Origin of the sequence: Pseudomonas sp., assembly GCF_049653025.1 — a bacterium.
Classification (GTDB): domain Bacteria; phylum Pseudomonadota; class Gammaproteobacteria; order Pseudomonadales; family Pseudomonadaceae; genus Aquipseudomonas.
In genome coordinates, this window is sequence record NZ_JBASFM010000010.1 from 1 (window position 1) to 20780 (window position 20780).

Genomic DNA, 20780 nt, shown 5'->3' on the forward strand with positions numbered 1-20780 from the left:
TCCTCGGTCAACGACCTGCCTGACAGCTTCAGCCTTGAATTCCGGGGTAAATCGTTGGGTGCTCATAGACTTCCTCCTATGCTCAAAGCATAGGCCGGGGATGTCTACCGGAGCGGGGGTAGTCCACAGGTCAGCGTAGAGGGACTGCTGAGCCCCCGCGTAGCGATTCATTACCAACTGAATGGTCGACCTCGTCATCGAATGCTACTGGAGCTGGCCCCGTACGCACATAAGCCCAACCGGTACGCGACCAATATGCAGTGAAGGAATGCAGGTTGTATGGCGCCCCCTGCTGGGGTCGAACCAGCATCTAGCCCTTAGGAGGGGCTTATTCTATCCATTGAACTAAGGGGACAAGAGCATGAAGCGGCGCTGATTTTACCCGTTCTCAATGTGCAGTAAATCAATGATTGGATAAGAACCAGTATCTAGCCCTTAGGAGGGGCTTATTCTATCCATTGAACTATGGGAACCAGGGCTGGATAGACAGGCTACCAGCGGGCGGCATCTTAGCGAGGCTGGGCGAATTTGTCATGCCGCTGCCATTATCGGCGCGCCATACTGCCAACTGACTGCCAACCGGCCGTCATAAGGAGAGGAGATCGCCATGCGCCACGCTGCCTCGCATCACCTGCCAGACTCGCCCTTTGCCGACTTTAACCTGCGTGCGGCCAGCGTGACCGATGCCGCGGCACTGGCGGCGCTGCTGCAACAACTGGCCCCGGAAGAGCCACGCGCCGATGCCAAGCTGCTGGCCTTGCGCCTGAGAGAGCTGCCAGCCAGCTGCGTGGTGCTGGTGGCCGAGCGGGACGGCAAGTTGCTCGGCACCTGCACGGTCAACCTGATCGAGCACCTGGCGCACAACTTTGCCCGCTCGGCGATTCTTGAAGATGTGGTGGTGGATGGCGAAGCGCGCGGCCTGGGGATTGGCCAGGCGCTGATGGGCAAAGCCATCGAACGCGCCCGCGCCTGGGGTTGCTACAAGCTGGCGTTGTCCAGCAGCCAGAGCCGTGAGGCCGCCCATGCCTTTTATGCCAACCTGGACTTCAAGCCGCATGGCATCAGCCTGGCGCTAACGCTCGACTAAGAAGCCATTTGCAACGGCTCGGCTAACGGCCGAACCGCTCCTCGGCCAATTGATCGGCAATTTCCACGGTGGTCTTACCCGCCGCATCGGCGCGCTGGAATATCTGTTCCAGCGTCGCCCCGATGCCTTCGATATGCGCCTGCAACTGCGCCGCACTGCCGCCAGTGCGCTCGTAGCAGACGTCGATGATGCCGCCGGCGTTGATCGCGTAATCCGGCGCATACAGGCAACCACGGCGGCGCAACTCTTCGGCCAGGCCGGCGTCGGCCAACTGGTTATTCGCCGCCCCGGCGATGATTGGCGCGCGCAGCACCTCCAGGGTCTGCTGGTTGATGATGCCGCCCATGGCGCACGGCGCGAACACATCCACTTCCAGACCGAAAATCGCCTGCTGGGTAACCGCCGTTGCGCCCAGTTGCTCGACCGCGCGGCGCACATTGGCCTCGACGATGTCGGTGACCCACAGCTCGGCCCCGGCGGCCTTGAGTTGCCGGGCCAGATCGAAACCGACCTGCCCTACCCCCTGGATCGCCACCTTGAGGCCACGCAGGTCATCACGCCCCAGACGCTGTTTCACCGCGGCCTGAATGCCGATAAACACCCCATAGGCAGTGGACGGCGACGGGTCGCCGTTGCGCGTACCGCCCTGCACCGTGTCGCGCAGCCCGGCACCCGCCACGTGGCGACTGCGCTCGGCCATGATCTGCATTTCCGCCACCCCGGTGCCCGAGTCGGCGGCGGTGATATAGCGCCCGCCGAGGCTGTCGACAAAGTCACCCATGGCCTGGAACAGCGCCTCACTCTTGCCACGGTGCGGATCACCGATGATCACCGCCTTGCCGCCACCCAGTGGCAGGTTGGCCAGCGCCGATTTGTAGGTCATGCCGCGCGACAGGCGCAGCACATCGCGCAACGCCTCATCGTCATTGGCATAGGCCCACATGCGGCAGCCACCGAGGGCCGGGCCGAGGTTGCGGTTGTGGATGGCGATAATGGCCTTCAGGCCGCTGGCCTGGTCGTGACCAAAGACCACCTGCTCGTGGTGATCGAACTCGATATGAGAGAACACGGACATGGGAATTCCTCGAATGGGGTTGTAGGGCAGCCCCCTCTCCCATTACCGGGAGAGGGTCCGCAACGTGCGTAAGGGGGATTAAGCCGCAGGTTCGAACAACTGCACCGCCTGGATCTCGCTGACCAGCATGCGCGCCTTGAGCTGCGCCGCCTGTTCGCGGGCCTTGCTCAAGCTGCGCTCCTTGACATGGCCATAGCCGCGGATCTGCTCCGGCAATTCGGCCAGGGCCACCGCGCTGCGGTAGTTGTCGGCGTTGAGCTCCTTGAGCAGGTACTCGAGGCTCTGCTCGTAGTCGTCGATAAGCTGCAGCTCCAGCTTGCGCTCGGCGCTGTAGCCGAACAGGTCCAGCGGGGTACCACGCAGGAACTTGAACGTGGCCAGCACACCGAAGGCCTTGAGCATCCAAGGGCCAAACTGACGCTTGCGTGGTTCGCCGGTGCTGGCGTCCGGCTTGCTCAGCCAGGACGGAGCCAGGTGGAACTGCAGGCGGTAGTCGCCCTGGAACTGCGCTTCTAGCTGACGGATAAAACTGCCGTCGCTGTACAGCCGCGCCACCTCGTACTCGTCCTTGTAGGCCAGCAGTTTGAAGTAATAACGCGCCACGGCCTTGCTCAGGGCTTGGTCAGCGCTCTTGTCGGCCTGCTGCACCCGCGCTACCAACTCGCGGTAGCGCTCGGCGTAGGCGGCGTTCTGGTAGGCAGTCAGGCGCACCACGCGGTCGGTAACCAGCTCATCCAGGGTCTGGCAATGCGGTGCCTCGATCACTTCCGGTTTGGCCAGACGCTCCACCGCGGCGATATCGTGCGCGGCGCGGCGGCCCCAGAGGAATGCCTGTTGGTTGAGCTGTACCGCCACCGCATTGAGTTCGATGGCTTTGTTGATCGCCTCGGCCGATACCGGCACCAGGCCCTTCTGGTAGGCAAAACCGAGCATAAACAGGTTGGTGGCGATGCTGTCGCCGAGCAGGCGCGTGGCCAGCCGGCTGGCGTCGACGAAGTGAGTCTTGCTTGCACCAACCGCCTCGGTCAGCGCCTCGCGCATGGCCGCGCCCGGCACCTGGGCATCGGGGTTGCGGGTGAACTCGGCAGTGGCGGCTTCATGGCTGTTGACCACCGCATGGGCGATCTTGTCGTTCAGCTTGGCCAGGGCCTCTTCGCTGGCCGCCACCACCAGGTCGCAACCGAGCAGCAGGTCGGTCTCGCCGGCGGCGATGCGCACGGCGAAGATGTCGTCCTGCTTGGCGGCAACACGAATATGGGTCACCACCGGGCCGAACTTCTGCGCCAGGCCGGCCTGGTCGAGCACGCTGCAGCCCTTGCCTTCAAGGTGCGCAGCCATACCCAGCAATGCGCCGACGGTGGTCACACCGCTGCCACCGACACCGGGCAGCAGGATGTTCCAGGGGCGATCCAACGCCGGCTGATGCGGTTCCGGCAGGGCGATAAACAATGCGCCATGGCCGACCGCCGTGGGTTTGCGCAGGCTGCCGCCGTGCACGGTGACGAAGCTTGGGCAGAACCCCTCGACGCAGCTGAAATCCTTGTTGCAGGAGTTCTGGTCGATCTCGCGCTTACGCCCCAGTTCGGTTTCCAGCGGCAGCACCGACAGGCAGTTGGATTTCACGCTGCAATCGCCACAGCCCTCGCACACCGCCGGGTTGATAAAGGCACGCTTCTGCGGGTCGACCAGCTTGCCGCGTTTGCGCCGACGGCGTTTCTCGGTGGCGCAGGTCTGGTCATAGATGATCACCGAGCAGCCCTGGAACTCGCGCAGCTCGCGCTGCACCGCATCCAGCTCGCGGCGGTGGTGGAAGGTCACAATGGGTGCGAAGGTGGCGCGGGTTGGGTATTTCTCCGGCTCGTCAGTGACCAGGGCGATGCGCTTCACCCCTTCGGCATACACCTGCTGGCTCAGTTGATCGACGCGCAGCTCGCCGTCGATTGGCTGGCCGCCGGTCATGGCCACCGCATCGTTGTAGAGAATCTTGTAGGTGATATTGACCCCGGCAGCCACGGCCGCGCGCAGTGCCAGCTGGCCGGAGTGGAAGTAGGTGCCGTCACCCAGGTTCTGGAAGATATGCGGGGTGTCGGTAAAGGGGGCCTGGCCGATCCAGGTCGCGCCCTCGCCGCCCATCTGGGTAAAGGTGTCGGTGTTGCGGTCCATCCACTGGGTCATGTAGTGGCAACCGATACCACCCTGGGCGCGGCTGCCTTCCGGCAGTTTGGTCGAGGTGTTGTGCGGACAACCCGAGCAGAAATGCGGTGTGCGCACGGTAGTGTGCTTGGGCGCGGCCAGCGATGCTTCCTTGGCGGCGAGAAAGGCCAGACGCTCGTCGATGCTGGCGCTGCTGTAGATCGGCGCGAGGCGCTTGGCGATGGCGCGGGCGATCATCGCCGGAGTCAGTTCGGAGAGGTTGGGCAGCAGCGAATGGCCGGCTTCGTCGAACTCACCAACCACTACTGGGCGCTTGCCCACGGGCCAGTTGTAGAGCTGACCGGTGAGCTGGTCTTCGATGATGCTGCGTTTTTCCTCGACCACCAGAATCTCGTCCAGGCCCTCGGCGAATTCATGCACCGAGACCGGCTCCAGCGGCCAGCTCATGCCGACCTTGAGCACGCGTAGGCCCACCTGGGCGCACAGCGCTTCATCCAGACCAAGGTCATCCAGAGCCTGACGCACGTCCAGATAGGACTTGCCGGTGGTGATAATCCCTAAGCGCGGGTTGGGCGAATCGAGCTTGATCTGATTGAGGTTGTTGGCCAGGGCGAAGGCGCGCGCGGCGTAGATCTTGTAGGTATTGAGGCGCGCTTCCTGGGCCAGGGGCGGGTCCGGCCAGCGGATATACACGCCATCTTCCGGCAGCTGGAAGTCCTCGGGAATCTTCACCGGCATACGCAGCGGATCGACATCCACCACGGCGGAGGAGTCGACGTTCTCGGCGATGGTCTTCAGCGCCACCCAGCAACCGCTGTAGCGCGACAGCTCCCAGCCGATGATGCCGTAGTCGAGAATTTCCTGGACGTTGGCCGGATTGAGGACCGGAATCGAGGCGGCAATAAACGCATGCTCGCTCTGGTTGGCGATGCTGGAAGACTTGCAGCCATGGTCGTCGCCGGCCAGCAGCAGCACGCCGCCATGCTCGGATACGCCGGCCGAGTTGCCGTGCTTGAACACATCACCGCAGCGGTCCACGCCCGGGCCCTTGCCGTACCACATGGCAAATACGCCGTCGTAGCGAGCACCGGGAAACAGGCTGGTCTGCTGGCTGCCCCACACCGAGGTGGCAGCCAACTCCTCGTTGACGCCCGGCTGGAAGTGGATGTGATTTTCTTTGAGGTACTGCTTGGCGTCCCACAGGCTCTTGTCGAGGTTGCCCAGCGGCGAGCCACGGTAGCCTGAAATAAAGCACGCGGTATTCAAGCCATGAGCTGCGTCGCGTTGCTTCTGCAGCATGGGCAGACGGGTCAACGCCTGGGTGCCGGTCAGGTAGAGGTGACCGGTAGCAAGGCGGTACTTGTCATCCAGGCGGATCTCGGCCAGAGACATTGGGGCGCTCCTTTTATTATTTTGGCGAGCTGGGGTGGCAACGGTTAATGCCTACCTCGTTAAGCCTAGTGCGGGATCTCCACACAAGGCGCATGGCCAAGAATATGAACGGAGCGCGGCGCTTTTTTATTTCTTTTTGCTGGCCGTTTTGCAGATACTGCGCATGATTAATCCAACAACAAGAAAAAATTGGACACAGTCATGCAAGAAAAACTCAGCCCCATTGATCGAAAGATTCTCCGTCTGCTGCAACACAACGCCGACCTCTCCGCCGCCGAGATCGCCGAGAAGGTCGAGTTGTCACAATCGCCCTGCTGGCGGCGGATTCACCGCATGCAGGAAGACGGCATCATCGAGCGCAAGGTTGCCCTGCTCAGCCACAAGCAACTGGGCTTCAGCATCACCGTATTTGTCGATATCAAACTGTCGGCCCACGGGCGTAGCAACCTGGAAGAATTCGAGCAGGCGGTGGTCGGTTACCCCGAGGTGCTGGAGTGCTTCACCATGGCCGGCGGCTCGGACTACCTGCTCAAGGTGGTGGCCAAGGACATCGCCAGCTACGAGCGCTTCCTGCGCGACCACCTGCTGCAACGCCCGCACGTGCACGAGGCGCACTCGCATATCGCCATGAGCGAGGTCAAACGCACCACCGAGCTGCCGCTGGATTGAGCCGTGTTGTAGCCCGGATGTAATCCGGGACATGGGCGACACACCGCCCCAGATTGCATCCGGCTACGAGCTGCACTGCAGCAGACCGTAGGGTGGGTTAGCGACGCCGAACAGCGTTCGATAATCCAACTGCGATAACAGCGCGGCGCGTAACCCACCAAACGATGGAACGCGTTGTGCCGATGGTGGGTTACGCCGCGCCCGAAGTCGCGTGACGCCGGACAAGCTCGGTAGGCGGCTAACCCACCCTACGAACAGCCTGCTCATAGCACTCGCCCATCGCAGGCCAGGCTAACCCCTGCCGGCAGGGCGTCGGGATGTTCCAGCAGCCAGGTATCGAAGCCGTGGCCGATATGGGTCAGCACCGCCTGCGCCGGCTGCAGCCGCGCGATCACCTCCAGCGCGCGGGTCAGGTCGTTGTGGTTGCGCGGCGCAACCGGTTGCGGTGCGCTGGAGCAATCGAGCACCAGCAGATCCAGCGGCCCCTGCGCCAGCACTTCGGCACTGGCCTCGGGTACGCCGAGGGTATCGGTCAGGTAGGCGATCCGCCGACTTTTTCCATCCAGCGTCGGCCCTTCCAATAGATAGCCGAAGGTGGGTTTCGAGTGATTAAGCGGCAGCGCCGTCACGCTCAGCTCCGCCAACTGGCGACGCTCGAACGCGGCAAACGGCTGGCTGAAATCGAGAATGCCCGGGTGTTTGTACAAATCGGCCAGGCCTTCGGGATCATCCGGGCCATGTACTGGAATGCTCAGGCCCTGGCCCCAGCGCAGGTGCAACAGGCCCTGGGCATGATCGGCGTGATAGTGGGTCTGCAGAATGCCGCTCAGGCCATGGGGTGGGAAGCGCTCGCACAGATCGGTCAGGCCCGAGTCGATCAGCCAGCGCTGCGTACCGCACTCGATCAGGGCGCAACAAGGCCCACGCCGGCGCGCAGGATTTTCCCGCGCGCTGACGCAGGCCGCGCAGTGGCAGTTGTACACCGGCACCTGGCGCGCATCGCCGCTGCCGAGCAGGGTCAGGCGCATGCGCGACTGGCCCCGATCAGCGCCAACAGGTTGTCCAGGGTGCGCTCGAGACGCCTGGAGTTATCCAGCACATGCAGGCCCTCGCGTTCGGCGCTGGCCGTGTCGAACAGTGCATTACGCGCCAGGCGCTGCTCGATCTGCTCCGGCGTTTCCCGGCCGCGGGCCAGCAGACGCTCGCGCAGCACCTCGAGATCGACCGTGAGGAGAATGCCGATCAGCTCGGGATAGCGCTGCCGCGCCTGCGGCAGATACGCCCGCGAGCCATTGACCAGCACATCCTGCCCCGCCGCCAGCCAGTCATCGATCTGCCGCGGGATGCCATAGGCCAGGCCGTTGGCGCGCCAGCTCAGGGCAAAAGCGCCGGCGGCCTCCTGCTGGTCGAACTCGGTCGGCGACACGCCGATGGCGTCCTCGCCCAGCGCTTCCGCCGAACGGGTAATCACCCGCCGGGCGATCATGCAGCCGCGCTCGGCCAGGCGCTCACGCGCGGCATGCAACAGGCTGTCCTTGCCCGAGCCCGAAGGCCCCATCAGATAGATCAACCGGCCGCGCATCAGAACACCCTTTTCGCTTGTCGCCAGACTTGCTGGATCACCGCCTGGCCATTATGCACCTGCGCCTGCACCAGGTCGGCACGCAGGCCCACGCGAATCTCGCCGCGATCATGCAGCCCGGCGGCCTGCGCCGGGGCGCGGCTGACAGTGGCAATCGCCCGCGGCAGATCATAGCCATTGTCCTGCCCGGCCAGCAGCAACGCGGCCTGCAGCAGGCTGGCCGGGTAATAGTCGCTGGAGAGGATATCCAGCACGCCATGCCGAGCCAGTTCGGCGGCGGCGATATTGCCCGAATGCGAGCCACCGCGAACGATGTTCGGCGCGCCCATCAGCACCTTGAGGCCCAGCTCGTGGCTGGCCCTGGCCGCCTCCAGGGTGGTCGGGAATTCGGCGATGGACATGCCGAAGCCGGCCGACTCCTGCACATGAGCCAGGGTCGCGTCGTCGTGGCTGGCCACCGACAGGCCACGGGCATGGCAGGCTTCGACAATCGCGCGGCGCTGGCGGTCGCTGAATTCCAGGGAGTTGGCCACCTGCTCCTGAATAAAGGCATCCATCTCGGCGGCGCTGAGGTGGTATTTACCCATGTAGTACTCGCGGTATTTGTCTTCCTTGGCAAACTGGCGTTGGCCCGGTGAGTGGTCCATCACCGACACCAGGGCCACCTGCGGGTGCTCCACCAGATCGCGGAACACCGCCAGGGTGTCCGGGTGGCACAGCTCGCAGCGCAAGTGCAGGCGGTGGTCGGCGCGGGTATGCCCGGCGGCGGCGGCCGCGGCAATGGCCTCGAGCATGGCCGGCAGCTGCTGCATACGCTTGCCGCGCGGGTTGACGTCGCCGATGGCCAGGGCATCGAACACCGTGGTGATGCCCGCCGAGACGATCTGCGCGTCGTGGGTCAGCACCGCCGAGGCCGACGGCCAGTCCACCCCGGGCCGTGGGCTCATGTATTTTTCCAGGTTGTCGGTATGCAACTCGACCAGGCCCGGCAGCAGGTAATCGCCCCCCAGGTTCTGCGCCTGGGGCAAGCCGCTGACGCCCTCTTCCACCTGGGCAATCAGGCCGTCACGCAGCACCAGGGTGCCGACAAACTCCTGCTCGGCCGTCACCACCCGTGCGTTGGTGAGAATCTGTTCAACCGGCATATACATACTCCTGCTGCGCCGCAGCGCTCATATCCTGGCTCATGTCGAGGTAACGATCGGCCACCGCCTCGCGGGCGGCGCGGTCGTGGAAGATGCCGATCAGAGCGCTGCCGGCAGCCTTGGCCTCATCGATCAGCTGCAGCACCACCTGGCGGTTGGCGTCGTCCAGCGAGGCGGTGGGCTCATCCAGCAGCAGCAAGGGCCAGGCGACCATAAAGCCGCGGGCGATATTCACCCGCTGTTGCTCGCCACCGGAGAAGGTGCCGGGGGCCAGTTGCCACAGGGCCTGCGGGATATTCAGCCGGCTGAGCAGGCTTTGCGCCCGCGCCTCGGCGTCAGCCTTGCTCCAGCCACGAGCCAGGGCAGGCTCCATCACCACATCCAAGGTGGCGACACGGGGAATCACCCGCAGAAACTGGCTGACATAGCCCAGCGTCTGCCGGCGTACCGCCAGCACCTGGCGCGGTTCTGCGCCGACCAGCTCGACCCATTCGCCGTTGTGCAACACGCGAATGCTGCCGCCAGCGGCCAGGTAATTGCCGTACAGGGTGCGCAGCAAGGTCGACTTGCCAGCACCGGATTGGCCGTGCAGCACCAGGCACTCGCCGGCGCGCACGCTGAAGTTCAGCCCGCTCAATACATTCAGCACCACTCCGTGCTGCTGATGCAGGGTGAAGGTCTTGCTGAGGTCGGAGACCTCGATAAGCGTATTCATGGTTAACACTCTCTGCGCTTGTGGGAGGGGCTTTAGCCGCGATAACGCTGATCGCGGCTAAAGCCCCTCCCACATGACGGAACTAAGGCTGCAGGACAGACGACACCAAAAGCTGCGAATAAGGATGCTGCGGGTCATCGAGAATCTGGTCGGTCAGCCCGGCCTCGACCACATGAGAGCGGCGCATCACCATCAGCCGGTCCGCCAGCAGGCGCGCCACCGCCAGGTCGTGGGTGACGATCACCACCGCCAGGTCCAGCTCGCGCACCAGGCCGCGCAACAGGTCGAGCAAACGCGCCTGCACCGACACATCGAGGCCGCCGGTGGGCTCGTCCATAAAGATCAGCCGCGGGCTGGAGACCAGGTTGCGGGCGATCTGCAAGCGCTGCTGCATGCCGCCGGAGAAGGTGCGCGGCAGGTCGTCGATGCGCAGCGGGTCGATCTCCACCTGTTTCAGCCAGTCGATGCCGGCCGCGCGCAGTTCGCCGTAATGGCGCACACCTTGGGCCATCAGCCGCTCGCCGATATTCGCCCCGGCCGATACGCCCATACGCAGGCCGTCACGCGGGTTCTGCTCGACAAAGCCCCACTCGGTGCGCAGCAGCGTGCGGCGCTGCGCTTCACTGGCGCTGTATAGATCGACCCAGTTGCCGGCCGTATCGCGATAACTGACTGAACCGCGATCCGGCGGGCAGCGCCCGGAGAGCAGACTAAGCAGGGTCGACTTGCCCGAGCCGGACTCGCCGACGATGCCCAGCACTTCGCCCGGATACAGGTCGAACGAGACGCCCTGGCAGCCCTTCTCCGGGCCGTACAGGCGGGTCAGCTCACGCACGCTAAACAGCGGCTGCGCCGTGTCGGTGTGCAGGTGCAACTTCTCGGCAGCACTCATTGCGCGCCCTCCTCTTCAAGATCACGGCGTTGCATGCAGTAATCGGTGTCGGAGCAGACGAAGCGTTTGCTGCCGGCGTCGTCGACGATCAGCTCGTCCAGGTAGGAGTCGCGGCTGCCACAGAAGGCGCAGCATTCCTCCCAGCGCTGGATCGCGAACGGGTGATCGGCGAAATCCAGGCTCACCACCCGGGTAAACGGCGGAACGGCGTACAGGCGCTTCTCGCGGCCGGCACCGAACAGCATCAGCGCCGGGCTCATGTGCAGCTTGGGGTTGTCGAATTTGGGGATGGGCGATGGGTCCATCACGTAGCGCTCGTCCACCGTCACCGGGTAGGCGTAGCTGGTGGCGATATGGCCGAAGGTGGCGATGTCCTCGTACAGCTTGACGTGCATCACGCCGTAATCCTCCAGCGCATGCATGGTGCGGGTCTCGGTTTCCGAGGGCTCGATAAAGCGCAGCGGCTCGGGGATCGGCACCTGGTAGACCATGATCTGCTCGCCGCTCAGCGGCGTTTCCGGGATGCGGTGGCGGGTCTGGATCACTGTCGCCTCGGGGGTGCGAGTGGTGGTTCGAACCCCGGCGGTGCGGGCGAAGAAACGCCGAATCGACACCGCGTTGGTGGTGTCGTCCGCACCCTGGTCGATCACCTTAAGCACATCCTCGGCACCGAGAATCGCCGCGGTCAGCTGCATGCCGCCGGTGCCCCAACCATAGGGCAGCGGCATCTCGCGGCCACCGAACGGCACCTGATAACCGGGAATCGCCACCGCCTTGAGCAGGCCACGGCGGATCATTCTTTTCGTCTGCTCATCGAGATAGGCGAAGTTATAGCCAACCTCGGTAGCGGACTGGGTTTGGGCCTGGGCATTCATGCGCGTTGCTCCTCGGCGGCCGGCTGCTCGCACGCCTGCTTGCGCAGTTTGCGAATCAGCTCCAGCTCGGATTGGAAGTCGACGTAGTGCGGCAACTTCAGGTGCGAGACGAAGCCGGCGGCCTCGACGTTGTCGCAGTGCATCAGCACGAACTCTTCCTGCTGCGCCGGGCCTTCCACCTCTTCGGCGTACTCCGTAGCGCGCAGCGAGCGGTCGACCAGGGCCATGCCCATGGCCTTGCGCTCGGCATAGCCGAAGGCCAGACCGTAGCCACGGGTAAACTGCGCGTCGATGCCCTTACCGCCGACGAACTGGTTGACCATCTCGCACTCGGTCACCTCGATATCGCCCAACGGCACGGCAAAGCCGAGCTCCTCCGGCTGCAGCCAGACCTCGACCTCGCCGATGCGGATCTCCCCGGCAAAGGGGTGATTGCGCCCGTAGCCGCGCTGGGTGGAATAACCCAGCGCCAGGAGGAAGCCCTCATCGCCACGGGCCAGGGCCTGCAAGCGCTGGGCGCGGCTGGCGGGAAAATCCAGCGGCTCGCGGGTGATATCCGGCACGGCGGCGTCGTCATCTTCCTCGCGGGCCATCAGGCCTTCATCGGCAAGAAAATCCAGCACCCGTGGGCACGGCGACAGTTCAGCCTGCGGATCGACCTGCGGCCCCGGCTGCTCGCCTTCGGCGAGCAGGGCGAAATCCAGCAGGCGGTGGCTGTAGTCGAAGGTCGGGCCGAGCAGCTGGCCGCCGGGCAGGTCCTTAAAGGTGGCCGAGATGCGCCGACTCAGCTGCATTTGCGTGGTGTCCAGCGCGGCACTCGCGCCGAAACGCGGCAGCGTAGTGCGGTAGGCGCGTAACAGGAAGATCGCTTCCATCAGGTCACCGGCCGCCTGCTTGATCGCCAGGGCCGCCAACTGCGGGTCGTACAGCGAGCCTTCGCTCATCACCCGGGCCACGGCCAGGGGCATCTGCTCGCGCACCTGCTCGACGCTGAGTTCGGGAATCGCGGTATCGCCGCGGCGTTTCTTCGCCAGCAGCAGGTGGGCATTGTCGATGGCGCGTTCGCCACCTTTGACGGCGACGTACATCAGGCAGCCTCCTCGGCATTCAGCAGCACGCGGGTGCTGCGCGGCAGGCCGATGACCTGCTCGCCAGCAGCGAAGAAGGCATCCAGGCCACGGGGAAAGGCACTGCGCGCCTGGCGCTGCTGCCAGAACGCCGCCGGCAGCGGCAACTCGACACAGCGCACGTCCTTGATCCCCGGCCCGCGCCAGCGCAATGCCGGACCGGCGCTGAGCGCCGCCAGCTGGATCAACAGGGTGCAGGACTGGTCCGGGTAGCGCTCGCTGCCATTGTCGAAGGCCGACAGGTCATCCAGCTCGGCTTCATCGAGCAGGGCAAACAGCGCCAGTTCACGCTCGGCGACAATCGGGCAGCCGCAGTGGAACGCCAGGTTGGCGCGAATCGCCGGGGTATCGAAACGCGGGGCCAGCCACAGCGGCGTGTCGCCATCGAGAAACGCCAGGCACAGGGCATAGGTCGCCGGATGGAGGTTTTCCAAGGCCAACGCGCGGTTCAGCGGTTGCACCAGGCCCGGCTCGGCCAGGGCTTTGAGGGCGCTGCGGAAGCTGGTCTGCGCATCCAGCACCGGGTCGTTGAAAGCCGGTTGCAGCCATTGCGAGCTATTCGCCGCATTCATCAGTCTTCTCCTCTGACCAGGGTGAAAAATTCCACCTGGGTGGTTGCGGTTGCGGCGGCCTTGGCCGCTTGTTGGGCACGTTGCTCAGCGGCTAGCGGCTCGATCAGCCGGCTCAGCCAGTACTGCTGCTCGGCCCCCTGCAAATGGGCGTCGGCCAGGGCCGCCAGTTCGGCATGCTGCTTGTCGCGGCCAGCCACGTAGCTGTAACCGGTGCGGCCATCGGCCAGGCGCACCACGCAACGGGTCACGCTCATCTCACCGAGGTTGAAGGGGCTGCCGGTGCCGCCCATGCGCCCACGCACCAGGCTCATGCCGATTTCCGGGGCACGGATCAGGCGGTACTCGGCCTCCTTCAGCGCCGCCTCGTAGGCCGCCAGGCGGCTGCCGGCGCGGGCGAGCACGCCCATCCAGCGCTGGCGGGTGGCGATCTGCGGATCGCTGTGCAGCAGGTTGCAGGTCATCAACAAGCCTCCATCAAAGGGCGATCTGGAACTGAAAGCGGTCGGCGCGGCTGGTCGAAAGCGACAGCTCCACCGGCCGCCCGGCCAGATCGCAGGAAAGGGTTTGCACGCTGAGCAACGGCGCGTGGCGTGGCATCAACAGGCGCGCGGCCTCGTCACGGCTGGGCAGGCGTGCGCCAATCAGGCTGAAGGTGCGGCTCAGCGGCAGTTCACGCGCCGTCAGGTACTGGCGCAGCGAACCGCCCTGGTAGTCGGCCAGCAGGTCGGCATAGACCGTGCTGAAGGCATGTCGGATCAGGCTGACCGGCTGGCCCTCGATCAGGCGCAGGGTGCTCAGCTCCAGCAGCTGTGCGCCACCGTCCAGCTGCAGGTGCTCGCGCTCCTCGAAACTGGCCTGGCGCAGGCGGCGCTCCAGCAGCTGCGCTTCGACCTGCTGGCCGAGCGCCGACAGCGACGCGCTGTAGGCACTGCCGGCCTGCATGGGGTAGACCAGCGGCTTGGCCAGCACCCGCGTGCCCTTGCCCTGCTGGCGCAACAGGCGGCCTTCGAGCACCAGTTCATCCACCGCGCGGCGCAGGGTGTGGCGGTTGACCGCAAAGCGCGCGGCCAGCTGCACCTCGGCCGGCAGGTAATCGCCTGGGCTCATGCGCTGCAGCTCATCGCGCAGCACAGCAGCCAGTTCGCGGTACAGCGGTTCGGCTTGTCTAGACAAGTGCATGGCTAATAAAGGGCATCCGCAGATGCCCGATCTCCGTCAGATAAATTGCTTGCGCAGGCGCTGCGAGACGATGTCGAGCAGGCTCACCACCAGAATGATCACGATCAGCAAGGCACCGGTCTGGGCGAACTGGAAGCCGCGAATCGCCTCCCAGAGGATCACCCCGATACCACCCGCGCCGACCATGCCGACCACGGTGGCCGAGCGCACGTTGGACTCGAAGCGGTACAGCGAGTAGGAAATCCACAGTGGCAGCACCTGCGGAATGACCCCGTAGATGACTTCCTGCAAGGCGCTCGCGCCAGTGGCGCGCACCCCTTCAACAGGGCCCGGGTCGATGGCCTCGACCGCCTCGGCAAAGAGTTTGGCCAACACCCCGGTGGTGCCGATAAACAGCGCCAGTACACCGGCGAATGGACCGAGGCCAACCGCCACCACGAAGAGCATGGCGAAGACCATTTCATTGATCGAACGGCAGGCATCCATCACCCGCCGGATCGGCTGGTAAACCCACCAGGGCGCGATGTTCTCGGCGCAGAGAATCCCTAAGGGAATGGCGCAGACAATCGCCAGCACCGTGCCCCACAGGGCGATCTGCACGGTGACGACCATCTCCTTGAGGTACAGCTCCCAGTTGCTGAAATCCGGCGGAAAGAAGTCCGCGGCGAAGGTCGCCATGTTGCCGGAGTCGCGGATCAGGGCCAGCGGGTTCATTTCCGCGCCCTGCCAGGACCAGGCCAGTACGGCGCAAAACAGCCCCCAGCCGAGCAGCTGCATCCAGCCACGTTTAGCGGTCACTTCAGGCATGGCAACGGTGGTCAAGGTGGTCATAACTACGTCTCGAATAAAGCAGATGCGCTCGACCCGCCCTCGCGAACGGGCCGAGCACTGCGGTTAACCGGCGCTGGCGGGGCTCTTCTGGGCGATTTCAGCCATGCGCTTTTCCAGCTTGGCCAACTCGGCATCCAGCTCTTTGAGTTGAGCCTGCTTTTCAGCGGCATTGAGCTTTTCGTTGCTGGCGACTTCGGTGCGCTTCTTGAACAATTCCAGCTGGCGGATCGGCAGCAGCTGATCGTCATCGGAAGCCTTGAACTTGGCCCACTGCAGACCAGCCAGGACTTTCTGCTCGGCCGGCTCGTCGCCGTAAGTCATAAAGAATTCGCGCAGCTTGTTCTTGCTGGCGTCGTCGAGGTTCTTGCGCCACACCATCGGGTCGGACGGGATCAGCGGCGAGGTCCAGATCACCTTCAGCTGCGCGGCTTTATCCGGCGCGGTGACTTGCAGACGCTCCATGCCCTCACTGTTGAAAGTGCCGACATCGACCTGCTTGTTGGCCACCGACAGCGCGTTGACTTCATGGCTGCCGTTCATCGCGCGCTTGAAGATCTTGTTGGCATCGACATTGTTCTGGGCGAACACGTAGTAGCCCGGTACCAGGTAGCCCGAGGTGGAGTTCGGGTCGCCGTTGGCGAAGGTCAGGCTCTTGGCGACTTTCAGCATGTCGGCGATCGAGGTGAGCGGGCTGTCCTTGTGCGTCACCATCAGGCTGTAGTAACCCTGGGTGCCGTTGGCCGCCACGGTCTGGGCGAAGATCTGCCCACCGGCGCGGTCCACCGCTTCCATCGCCGCCTTGTTGCCGTACCAGGCCACATCGACCTTGTCGAAGCGCATGCCCTGGATGATCCCGGCATAGTCCGGGGCGAAGAAGGCGTTGATCTTCAGGCCAGTCTGCTGACCCATGTCCGCCAGGAAGGGGTCCCACATGCTTTTCAGGTTTTGCGACGACTCGGTGGAAATGATGCCGAAATTGACCTCCTGCTCAGCGGCCTGGGCAGCACCCAGAACCGAGCCGGCAAGCAGCGTGGACGCGGCAAGAACGCGACTGATACGTTTGAACATGCAAAGCACTCCTAGTGCGGATGGGCATACGGGGTTGGCGTAACAGCGTTGCGGCTCAGGCCTTGGCCAGGCTCAGCGGCACTTTTGGCGGGCGCGGACGACGCGGCTTGGCCGTCGGCAGCGGCTCTACGGCAAGTTCGGCACCATAGAGATCATTGAGGAAGTTGGGATGCAGCTCGGCGGCCGCACCGTCGAAATGAATACGCCCCGCTTTCAGGGCCACGGCGCGCTGGCAATAGCGCATGGCGTAGTCGACCTGATGCAGGGTGACCACCACGGTGGTGCCGTCTTCACGGTTGATGTCGGCGAGAATCTGCATGACCTTGCGCGCCGACTCGGGGTCGAGCGAGGCGATCGGCTCATCGGCCAGAATCACCTTGGCGCGCTGGCACAGGGCGCGGGCAATCGCCACGCGCTGCTGCTGGCCACCGGACAGGGTCGAGGCGCGCTGCATGGCCAGATCGGCCAGGCCAACGCGGGCCAATGCCTGCAGCGCACGCTGCTGTTCTTCAGCATTGAACCAGCTCAAGGTGCCACGCCAGCGCGGCATGCGCCCCAGGCAACCGAGCAGCACGTTCTGCAATACGCTAAGGCGGCCGACCAGATTGAACTGCTGAAAGATATAGCCGATGTCGGCACGCAGACGGCGCACCTCACCATTCAGACGCCCCTGCTCCTGCACCTGCCGCCCCAGCACCTCGATGCTACCGCCACCCGTGCGATCACAGCAGGCCAGGCCGGCAACATGCCGCAGCAAGGTCGACTTGCCGGAACCGGAGGCTCCGATCAGCGCCACCATTTCACCGGGTTCGACAGACAGCGCCAGGTCGAACAGCGCCTGCTTGCCGCCGAACGTCTTGTTCAGGCTCTCGACCCGGATCACTGCGCTCATGGAATGCCTCCTTTTATTAGCGGTTACACCGCGGCCTGAGGCCGCCTTCTGGTGTAGACCAAGGTAGGCAAATCCTGTGTCAGGCCGATTAATGGGCCATGACACTCACGTGACCATTGCTTTAAGTTTTTTCTACGCAGCGCCGAATATTCTTGCTTTTTGCCCAATACGGCGCATTTCTGATGACTGGTGCTGGCAAAACGCCTGTACCCCACGCAAAATACGGCACGTAATTGGCGTCAATTTGTCGACCAGGCGACTGGCAGGTCACAAGAGATTCGCATGGCTTTCTGGCTGAACGGTTAGTGCTAAAGGTGGTCAAACCGGTGACAATCCTATAGCCCATTGCCAGTATCGCTTTCCTGAACTAACCGGTTTAATGTACGCGCCCTATGAAACCAGCACTCTATTCCAGCCGCACCGCTGACAAATTCGTAGTTCGCCTGCCCGATGGCATGCGCGAACGTATTGCGGATGTCGCACGCAACCATCACCGCAGCATGAACTCGGAGATCATTGCTCGCCTCGAGCAAAGCATGCTCCAGGAAAGCGCTCTGAGTGATGACCTCAACATGCGCCTCGACAGCCCCGAGCTGTCCCTACATGAGCGCGAGCTGCTGCAACGCTTCCGCCAGCTGTCGCGCCGCCAGCAGAATGCCCTGGTGGCATTGATCGCTCACGACGCCGAGATGGCCGCCGAAGAAGCCTGATAGCCCCTAAACGAAAAAACCGGCCAATGGCCGGTTTTTTTGTTGCCTGAAGAACCGCCTGATCGGACGGCTCTTGCGTCGTCGCTCACCCCATCCATGGGCGAGCGCAGTCGACGCCACTAAAGCAGGAACAGGCTCGCCAAACCCAGGAAGATAAAGAAGCCACCACTGTCGGTCACGGCGGTAATCATCACACTGGCCCCCATGGCCGGATCCCGCCCCATGCGCACCAGCGTCATGGGGATAAGCACCCCCATCAGGGCAGCCAGCAGCAGGTTCAGGATCATCGCGGCGGTCATCACCACCCCCAGTGACCAGCTGCCATAGAGCAAGAAGGCCACCGCGCCGATCACCCCACCCCAGACCACGCCATTGACCAGACCAACACCCAGCTCCTTGCGGATCAGCCGCCCGGTATTGCCGGTACTGACCTGGTCCAGCGCCATGGCACGGACGATCATGGTGATGGTCTGATTACCCGAGTTGCCACCAATACCGGCCACAATCGGCATCAGAGCGGCCAGGGCCACCAGCTTCTCAATGGAACCCTCGAACAGGCCGATGACCCGCGACGCCATAAACGCCGTGACCAGGTTGATTGCCAGCCAAGCCCAGCGGTTGCGCAGGGATTTCCACACCGAGGCGAAGATGTCTTCCTCTTCGCGCAGACCGGCCATGTTGAGGACTTCGTTCTCGCTCTCCTCACGAATCAGGTCGACCATTTCATCGATGGTCAGACGGCCAATCAGCTTGCCGTTCTTGTCCACCACCGGCGAGGAAATCAGGTCATAACGCTCGAATGCCTGGGCGGCGTCGCCGGCATCTTCATCCGGATGGAAACTCACCGGATCGGTGGCCATGACCTCGCTGACCAGCTTCTCCGGGTCATTGACCAGCAGGCGCTTGACCGGCAGCACACCCTTGAGCACGCCGTCGTAGTCGACCACGAACAGCTTGTCGGTATGCCCAGGCAGCTCCTTGAGGCGGCGCAGGTAGCGCAACACCACTTCCAGGCTGACGTCTTCGCGGATGGTGACCATCTCGAAGTCCATCAGCGCGCCGACCTGCTCCTCTTCATAGGACAAGGCCGAACGCACCCGCTCGCGCTGCTGCGCGTCGAGGGTTTCCATCAGCTCATGGACGACGTCGCGCGGCAGCTCGGAGGCCAGGTCGGCCAGTTCGTCGGCGTCCATCTCCTTGGCCGCCGCGAGAATTTCATGGTCATCCATGTCCGCGAGCAGGGTCTCGCGCACCGCATCGGACACTTCGAGGAGGATGTCACCGTCGCGCTCGACCTTGACCAGCTGCCAGATGGTCAGACGGTCGCCAAGCGGCAAGGCTTCGAGGATGTGGGCAACGTCGGCAGAGTGCAGCTCATCGAGCTTGCGCTGCAATTCGGCGAGGTTCTGCCGATGGACCAGGTTTTCCACCCGATCATGATGCTGGCCTTCCTGACGATGAGTCAGGTCTTCGACCAGCTTGTGCCGATGCAGCAGTTCGACGACCTGAGCCAGGCGGTCCTGCAGGCTTTCTTGCGGTTTTTTTGCTTCTACTTCAGTCATGGCGCGCTCCACCCCCAGCGGCAGCGCACGCCACAGGGGTCAATCAGTCAACACGTGATTGCACAATCGAGATTCAGAGTAACTACTGGGTAAGTCCATGGTGGTGTTCCACAAGCCCCGGCGGGGCTGACGCGGCGAATGATACCACCGCGCAAGCGCTTTGCATGTGACAAAAACAAGCCTAGAACAAGCGCTTGCAACGCAAACCTAAGTATTTTCCTGCCTGCAACTGCGACGCAGCAGAACCTGCGCGAGGCACGCCTGGCGCTTGCAAACGCATCGGCTACCCTTGGCCAATGGATCGTCAAGGAGGACGCACTATGCATGGACTGCGCTGCGCAGCTTTCTGCGCCATTCTGCTTTGCCCGGCACCCGTACTCAGCTCCAGCGTGTTCCGCTGCGAAGATGCCAAAGGCCATATCACCTTCACCCGACAAGGCTGCCCCAGCGAGCATAAGCAGCTGGTGCAGCAGGCCTTCAATCCCACACCCGGTAGCGGCAAGCCCGTGCCACTGGCCAAGCCGCGCAAGGCATCGCACAGCGGCAAACAGAAGAACGAGCGCGAACTGGTGGTAATCGGCGTCAAGCAGGACGGCTGTGGCAACCACCTGAGCAGCAGCGAACGGCGCGTGGCCATCATCAAGCAGCAGATACGCCTGGGCATGAGCCGCGCCGACGTCGAAAGCAGCCTCGGCAAGCCTGACAAGGTCAACGAGCAGAACGGCCAGACGCGCTACGTTTATCAGGGCAAGAAAGGCAACAAGCGCAACGTCAGCTTCGATGAAGCAGGCTGCGTCAAAGGCAAGGCCAAAGCCAAAGCCAAAGCCAAAGCCAAAGCCAAAGCCAAACGCTGAATTGGGTAGCTAAGAAAATGACCAGGCGTCATTTTAAACGTCGCACAGCGACGGCCCGCAGGGTCGTCGCCGTGGAGGGAGGCAAGCCATAAAAAAAGGGCCTGCATCGCTGCAGGCCCTTCTTGTTTGGTGCACTCAGGAGGATTCGAACCTCCGACCGCTCGGTTCGTAGCCGAGTACTCTATCCAGCTGAGCTATGAGTGCAAATGGCGCTTTTTAACCAGATCACCGCTGGCTGAAACAAAATGGCTTGCATCGCTGCAAGCCATTCCGATTTGGTGCACTCAGGAGGATTCGAACCTCCGACCGCTCGGTTCGTAGCCGAGTACTCTATCCAGCTGAGCTATGAGTGCAAATGGCGCTTTTTAACCAGATCACCGCTGGCTGAAACAAAATGGC

At 63.5% G+C, this 20780-nt stretch carries 20 protein-coding genes and 3 tRNA genes; 4 read left to right on the top strand and 19 right to left on the bottom strand.

Annotation, left to right across the window (positions count from 1 at the left end; all coding sequences use genetic code 11):
• Positions 1–280: 280 nt before the first annotated feature.
• A tRNA-Arg gene (locus WBK23_RS09330) sits at positions 281–355 on the bottom strand.
• A gap of 252 nt (positions 356–607) precedes the next feature.
• Between WBK23_RS09330 and WBK23_RS09335 the strand changes: the two genes are divergently transcribed.
• Positions 608–1087, top strand: a complete 480-nt coding sequence (locus WBK23_RS09335) for a GNAT family N-acetyltransferase (protein WP_424483703.1) — start codon at positions 608–610, stop codon at positions 1085–1087.
• Between the two features lie 22 nt (positions 1088–1109).
• Here WBK23_RS09335 and WBK23_RS09340 read toward each other — a convergent pair whose 3' ends face one another.
• Both WBK23_RS09340 and WBK23_RS09345 read right to left on the bottom strand, forming a co-directional pair.
• Positions 1110–2162 (bottom strand): Leu/Phe/Val dehydrogenase, encoded by a 1053-nt coding sequence (locus WBK23_RS09340; protein WP_424483704.1) that lies wholly within the window; start codon positions 2160–2162, stop codon positions 1110–1112.
• A gap of 78 nt (positions 2163–2240) precedes the next feature.
• Positions 2241–5708: an indolepyruvate ferredoxin oxidoreductase family protein gene (locus tag WBK23_RS09345; protein WP_424483705.1), complete on the bottom strand. Its 3468-nt coding sequence runs from the start codon at positions 5706–5708 to the stop codon at positions 2241–2243.
• A gap of 201 nt (positions 5709–5909) precedes the next feature.
• Between WBK23_RS09345 and WBK23_RS09350 the strand changes: the two genes are divergently transcribed.
• Positions 5910–6377: an Lrp/AsnC family transcriptional regulator gene (locus tag WBK23_RS09350; protein ID WP_069517010.1), complete on the top strand. Its 468-nt coding sequence runs from the start codon at positions 5910–5912 to the stop codon at positions 6375–6377.
• Between the two features lie 263 nt (positions 6378–6640).
• Here WBK23_RS09350 and phnP read toward each other — a convergent pair whose 3' ends face one another.
• The 13 genes from phnP to phnC all read right to left on the bottom strand — a co-directional run bounded on the left by phnP (position 6641) and on the right by phnC (position 17255).
• The gene (phnP, locus tag WBK23_RS09355) at positions 6641–7405 is read right to left on the bottom strand and encodes a phosphonate metabolism protein PhnP (protein WP_424483706.1); all 765 of its coding nucleotides are present in this window, start codon (positions 7403–7405) and stop codon (positions 6641–6643) included.
• Positions 7396–7959: a phosphonate metabolism protein/1,5-bisphosphokinase (PRPP-forming) PhnN gene (gene phnN / locus WBK23_RS09360; RefSeq protein ID WP_424483707.1), complete on the bottom strand. Its 564-nt coding sequence runs from the start codon at positions 7957–7959 to the stop codon at positions 7396–7398. Before phnN ends, phnP begins: the two co-directional genes overlap by 10 nt.
• Positions 7959–9104, bottom strand: coding sequence for an alpha-D-ribose 1-methylphosphonate 5-triphosphate diphosphatase (locus WBK23_RS09365; RefSeq protein ID WP_424483708.1), 1146 nt, complete (start codon positions 9102–9104; stop codon positions 7959–7961). Before WBK23_RS09365 ends, phnN begins: the two co-directional genes overlap by 1 nt.
• The gene (gene phnL / locus WBK23_RS09370) at positions 9094–9819 is read right to left on the bottom strand and encodes a phosphonate C-P lyase system protein PhnL (protein WP_424483709.1); all 726 of its coding nucleotides are present in this window, start codon (positions 9817–9819) and stop codon (positions 9094–9096) included. Before phnL ends, WBK23_RS09365 begins: the two co-directional genes overlap by 11 nt.
• An 82-nt stretch (positions 9820–9901) precedes the next feature.
• Positions 9902–10711, bottom strand: a complete 810-nt coding sequence (gene phnK, locus WBK23_RS09375) for a phosphonate C-P lyase system protein PhnK (RefSeq protein ID WP_424483710.1) — start codon at positions 10709–10711, stop codon at positions 9902–9904.
• Positions 10708–11586, bottom strand: coding sequence for an alpha-D-ribose 1-methylphosphonate 5-phosphate C-P-lyase PhnJ (locus tag WBK23_RS09380; RefSeq protein ID WP_424483711.1), 879 nt, complete (start codon positions 11584–11586; stop codon positions 10708–10710). The genes phnK and WBK23_RS09380 overlap by 4 nt, the downstream gene beginning before the upstream one ends.
• Positions 11583–12674 (bottom strand): carbon-phosphorus lyase complex subunit PhnI, encoded by a 1092-nt coding sequence (locus tag WBK23_RS09385; RefSeq protein ID WP_424483712.1) that lies wholly within the window; start codon positions 12672–12674, stop codon positions 11583–11585. Before WBK23_RS09385 ends, WBK23_RS09380 begins: the two co-directional genes overlap by 4 nt.
• Positions 12674–13285 carry a phosphonate C-P lyase system protein PhnH gene (gene phnH, locus WBK23_RS09390; protein WP_424483713.1) on the bottom strand — a complete coding sequence of 204 codons (612 nt, stop codon included), beginning with the start codon at positions 13283–13285 and terminating at the stop codon, positions 12674–12676. Before phnH ends, WBK23_RS09385 begins: the two co-directional genes overlap by 1 nt.
• Positions 13285–13746, bottom strand: coding sequence for a phosphonate C-P lyase system protein PhnG (gene phnG, locus WBK23_RS09395; protein ID WP_424483714.1), 462 nt, complete (start codon positions 13744–13746; stop codon positions 13285–13287). The genes phnH and phnG overlap by 1 nt, the downstream gene beginning before the upstream one ends.
• A 13-nt stretch (positions 13747–13759) precedes the next feature.
• A complete protein-coding gene (phnF, locus tag WBK23_RS09400) occupies positions 13760–14464 on the bottom strand; it encodes a phosphonate metabolism transcriptional regulator PhnF (protein WP_424483715.1) in 705 nt (234 codons plus the stop codon).
• A gap of 36 nt (positions 14465–14500) precedes the next feature.
• A complete protein-coding gene (phnE, locus tag WBK23_RS09405) occupies positions 14501–15295 on the bottom strand; it encodes a phosphonate ABC transporter, permease protein PhnE (protein WP_424483716.1) in 795 nt (264 codons plus the stop codon).
• Positions 15296–15358: 63 nt separating this feature from the next.
• Positions 15359–16363: a phosphonate ABC transporter substrate-binding protein gene (phnD, locus tag WBK23_RS09410; protein WP_424483717.1), complete on the bottom strand. Its 1005-nt coding sequence runs from the start codon at positions 16361–16363 to the stop codon at positions 15359–15361.
• 55 nt (positions 16364–16418) lie between these two features.
• The gene (gene phnC, locus WBK23_RS09415) at positions 16419–17255 is read right to left on the bottom strand and encodes a phosphonate ABC transporter ATP-binding protein (RefSeq protein WP_424483718.1); all 837 of its coding nucleotides are present in this window, start codon (positions 17253–17255) and stop codon (positions 16419–16421) included.
• Positions 17256–17647: 392 nt separating this feature from the next.
• Here phnC and WBK23_RS09420 point away from each other — a divergent pair, with 392 nt between their 5' ends.
• Positions 17648–17965, top strand: coding sequence for an Arc family DNA-binding protein (locus WBK23_RS09420; protein WP_424483719.1), 318 nt, complete (start codon positions 17648–17650; stop codon positions 17963–17965).
• Positions 17966–18084: 119 nt separating this feature from the next.
• Here WBK23_RS09420 and mgtE read toward each other — a convergent pair whose 3' ends face one another.
• Positions 18085–19527, bottom strand: coding sequence for a magnesium transporter (mgtE, locus tag WBK23_RS09425; protein ID WP_424483720.1), 1443 nt, complete (start codon positions 19525–19527; stop codon positions 18085–18087).
• Positions 19528–19847: 320 nt separating this feature from the next.
• Between mgtE and WBK23_RS09430 the strand changes: the two genes are divergently transcribed.
• The gene (locus WBK23_RS09430; RefSeq protein WP_424483721.1) at positions 19848–20381 is read left to right on the top strand and encodes a DUF4124 domain-containing protein; all 534 of its coding nucleotides are present in this window, start codon (positions 19848–19850) and stop codon (positions 20379–20381) included.
• Positions 20382–20508: 127 nt separating this feature from the next.
• On the opposite strand, the gene WBK23_RS09435 is transcribed toward WBK23_RS09430, so the two are convergent.
• Positions 20509–20585 (bottom strand) — tRNA-Arg (locus WBK23_RS09435).
• A 72-nt stretch (positions 20586–20657) separates the two neighbouring features.
• Positions 20658–20734 (bottom strand) — tRNA-Arg (locus WBK23_RS09440).
• Positions 20735–20780 lie beyond the last annotated feature (46 nt).

What these genes read in the sequence shown, in the direction of transcription:
- WBK23_RS09350 (WP_069517010.1), top strand. Translation starts at nt 5,910, where the DNA reads ATGCAAGAAAAACTCAGCCCCATTGATCGAAAGATTCTCCGTCTGCTG.
- WBK23_RS09380 (WP_424483711.1), bottom strand. Translation starts at nt 11,586, where the DNA reads ATGAATGCCCAGGCCCAAACCCAGTCCGCTACCGAGGTTGGCTATAAC.
- WBK23_RS09335 (WP_424483703.1), top strand. Translation starts at nt 608, where the DNA reads ATGCGCCACGCTGCCTCGCATCACCTGCCAGACTCGCCCTTTGCCGAC.
- WBK23_RS09345 (WP_424483705.1), bottom strand. Translation starts at nt 5,708, where the DNA reads ATGTCTCTGGCCGAGATCCGCCTGGATGACAAGTACCGCCTTGCTACC.
- phnL (WP_424483709.1), bottom strand. Translation starts at nt 9,819, where the DNA reads ATGAATACGCTTATCGAGGTCTCCGACCTCAGCAAGACCTTCACCCTG.
- WBK23_RS09420 (WP_424483719.1), top strand. Translation starts at nt 17,648, where the DNA reads ATGAAACCAGCACTCTATTCCAGCCGCACCGCTGACAAATTCGTAGTT.
- WBK23_RS09365 (WP_424483708.1), bottom strand. Translation starts at nt 9,104, where the DNA reads ATGCCGGTTGAACAGATTCTCACCAACGCACGGGTGGTGACGGCCGAG.
- WBK23_RS09340 (WP_424483704.1), bottom strand. Translation starts at nt 2,162, where the DNA reads ATGTCCGTGTTCTCTCATATCGAGTTCGATCACCACGAGCAGGTGGTC.
- WBK23_RS09385 (WP_424483712.1), bottom strand. Translation starts at nt 12,674, where the DNA reads ATGTACGTCGCCGTCAAAGGTGGCGAACGCGCCATCGACAATGCCCAC.
- phnH (WP_424483713.1), bottom strand. Translation starts at nt 13,285, where the DNA reads ATGAATGCGGCGAATAGCTCGCAATGGCTGCAACCGGCTTTCAACGAC.
- phnC (WP_424483718.1), bottom strand. Translation starts at nt 17,255, where the DNA reads ATGAGCGCAGTGATCCGGGTCGAGAGCCTGAACAAGACGTTCGGCGGC.
- phnE (WP_424483716.1), bottom strand. Translation starts at nt 15,295, where the DNA reads ATGACCACCTTGACCACCGTTGCCATGCCTGAAGTGACCGCTAAACGT.
- phnK (WP_424483710.1), bottom strand. Translation starts at nt 10,711, where the DNA reads ATGAGTGCTGCCGAGAAGTTGCACCTGCACACCGACACGGCGCAGCCG.
- phnN (WP_424483707.1), bottom strand. Translation starts at nt 7,959, where the DNA reads ATGCGCGGCCGGTTGATCTATCTGATGGGGCCTTCGGGCTCGGGCAAG.
- phnP (WP_424483706.1), bottom strand. Translation starts at nt 7,405, where the DNA reads ATGCGCCTGACCCTGCTCGGCAGCGGCGATGCGCGCCAGGTGCCGGTG.
- phnD (WP_424483717.1), bottom strand. Translation starts at nt 16,363, where the DNA reads ATGTTCAAACGTATCAGTCGCGTTCTTGCCGCGTCCACGCTGCTTGCC.
- phnF (WP_424483715.1), bottom strand. Translation starts at nt 14,464, where the DNA reads ATGCACTTGTCTAGACAAGCCGAACCGCTGTACCGCGAACTGGCTGCT.
- mgtE (WP_424483720.1), bottom strand. Translation starts at nt 19,527, where the DNA reads ATGACTGAAGTAGAAGCAAAAAAACCGCAAGAAAGCCTGCAGGACCGC.
- phnG (WP_424483714.1), bottom strand. Translation starts at nt 13,746, where the DNA reads ATGACCTGCAACCTGCTGCACAGCGATCCGCAGATCGCCACCCGCCAG.
- WBK23_RS09430 (WP_424483721.1), top strand. Translation starts at nt 19,848, where the DNA reads ATGCATGGACTGCGCTGCGCAGCTTTCTGCGCCATTCTGCTTTGCCCG.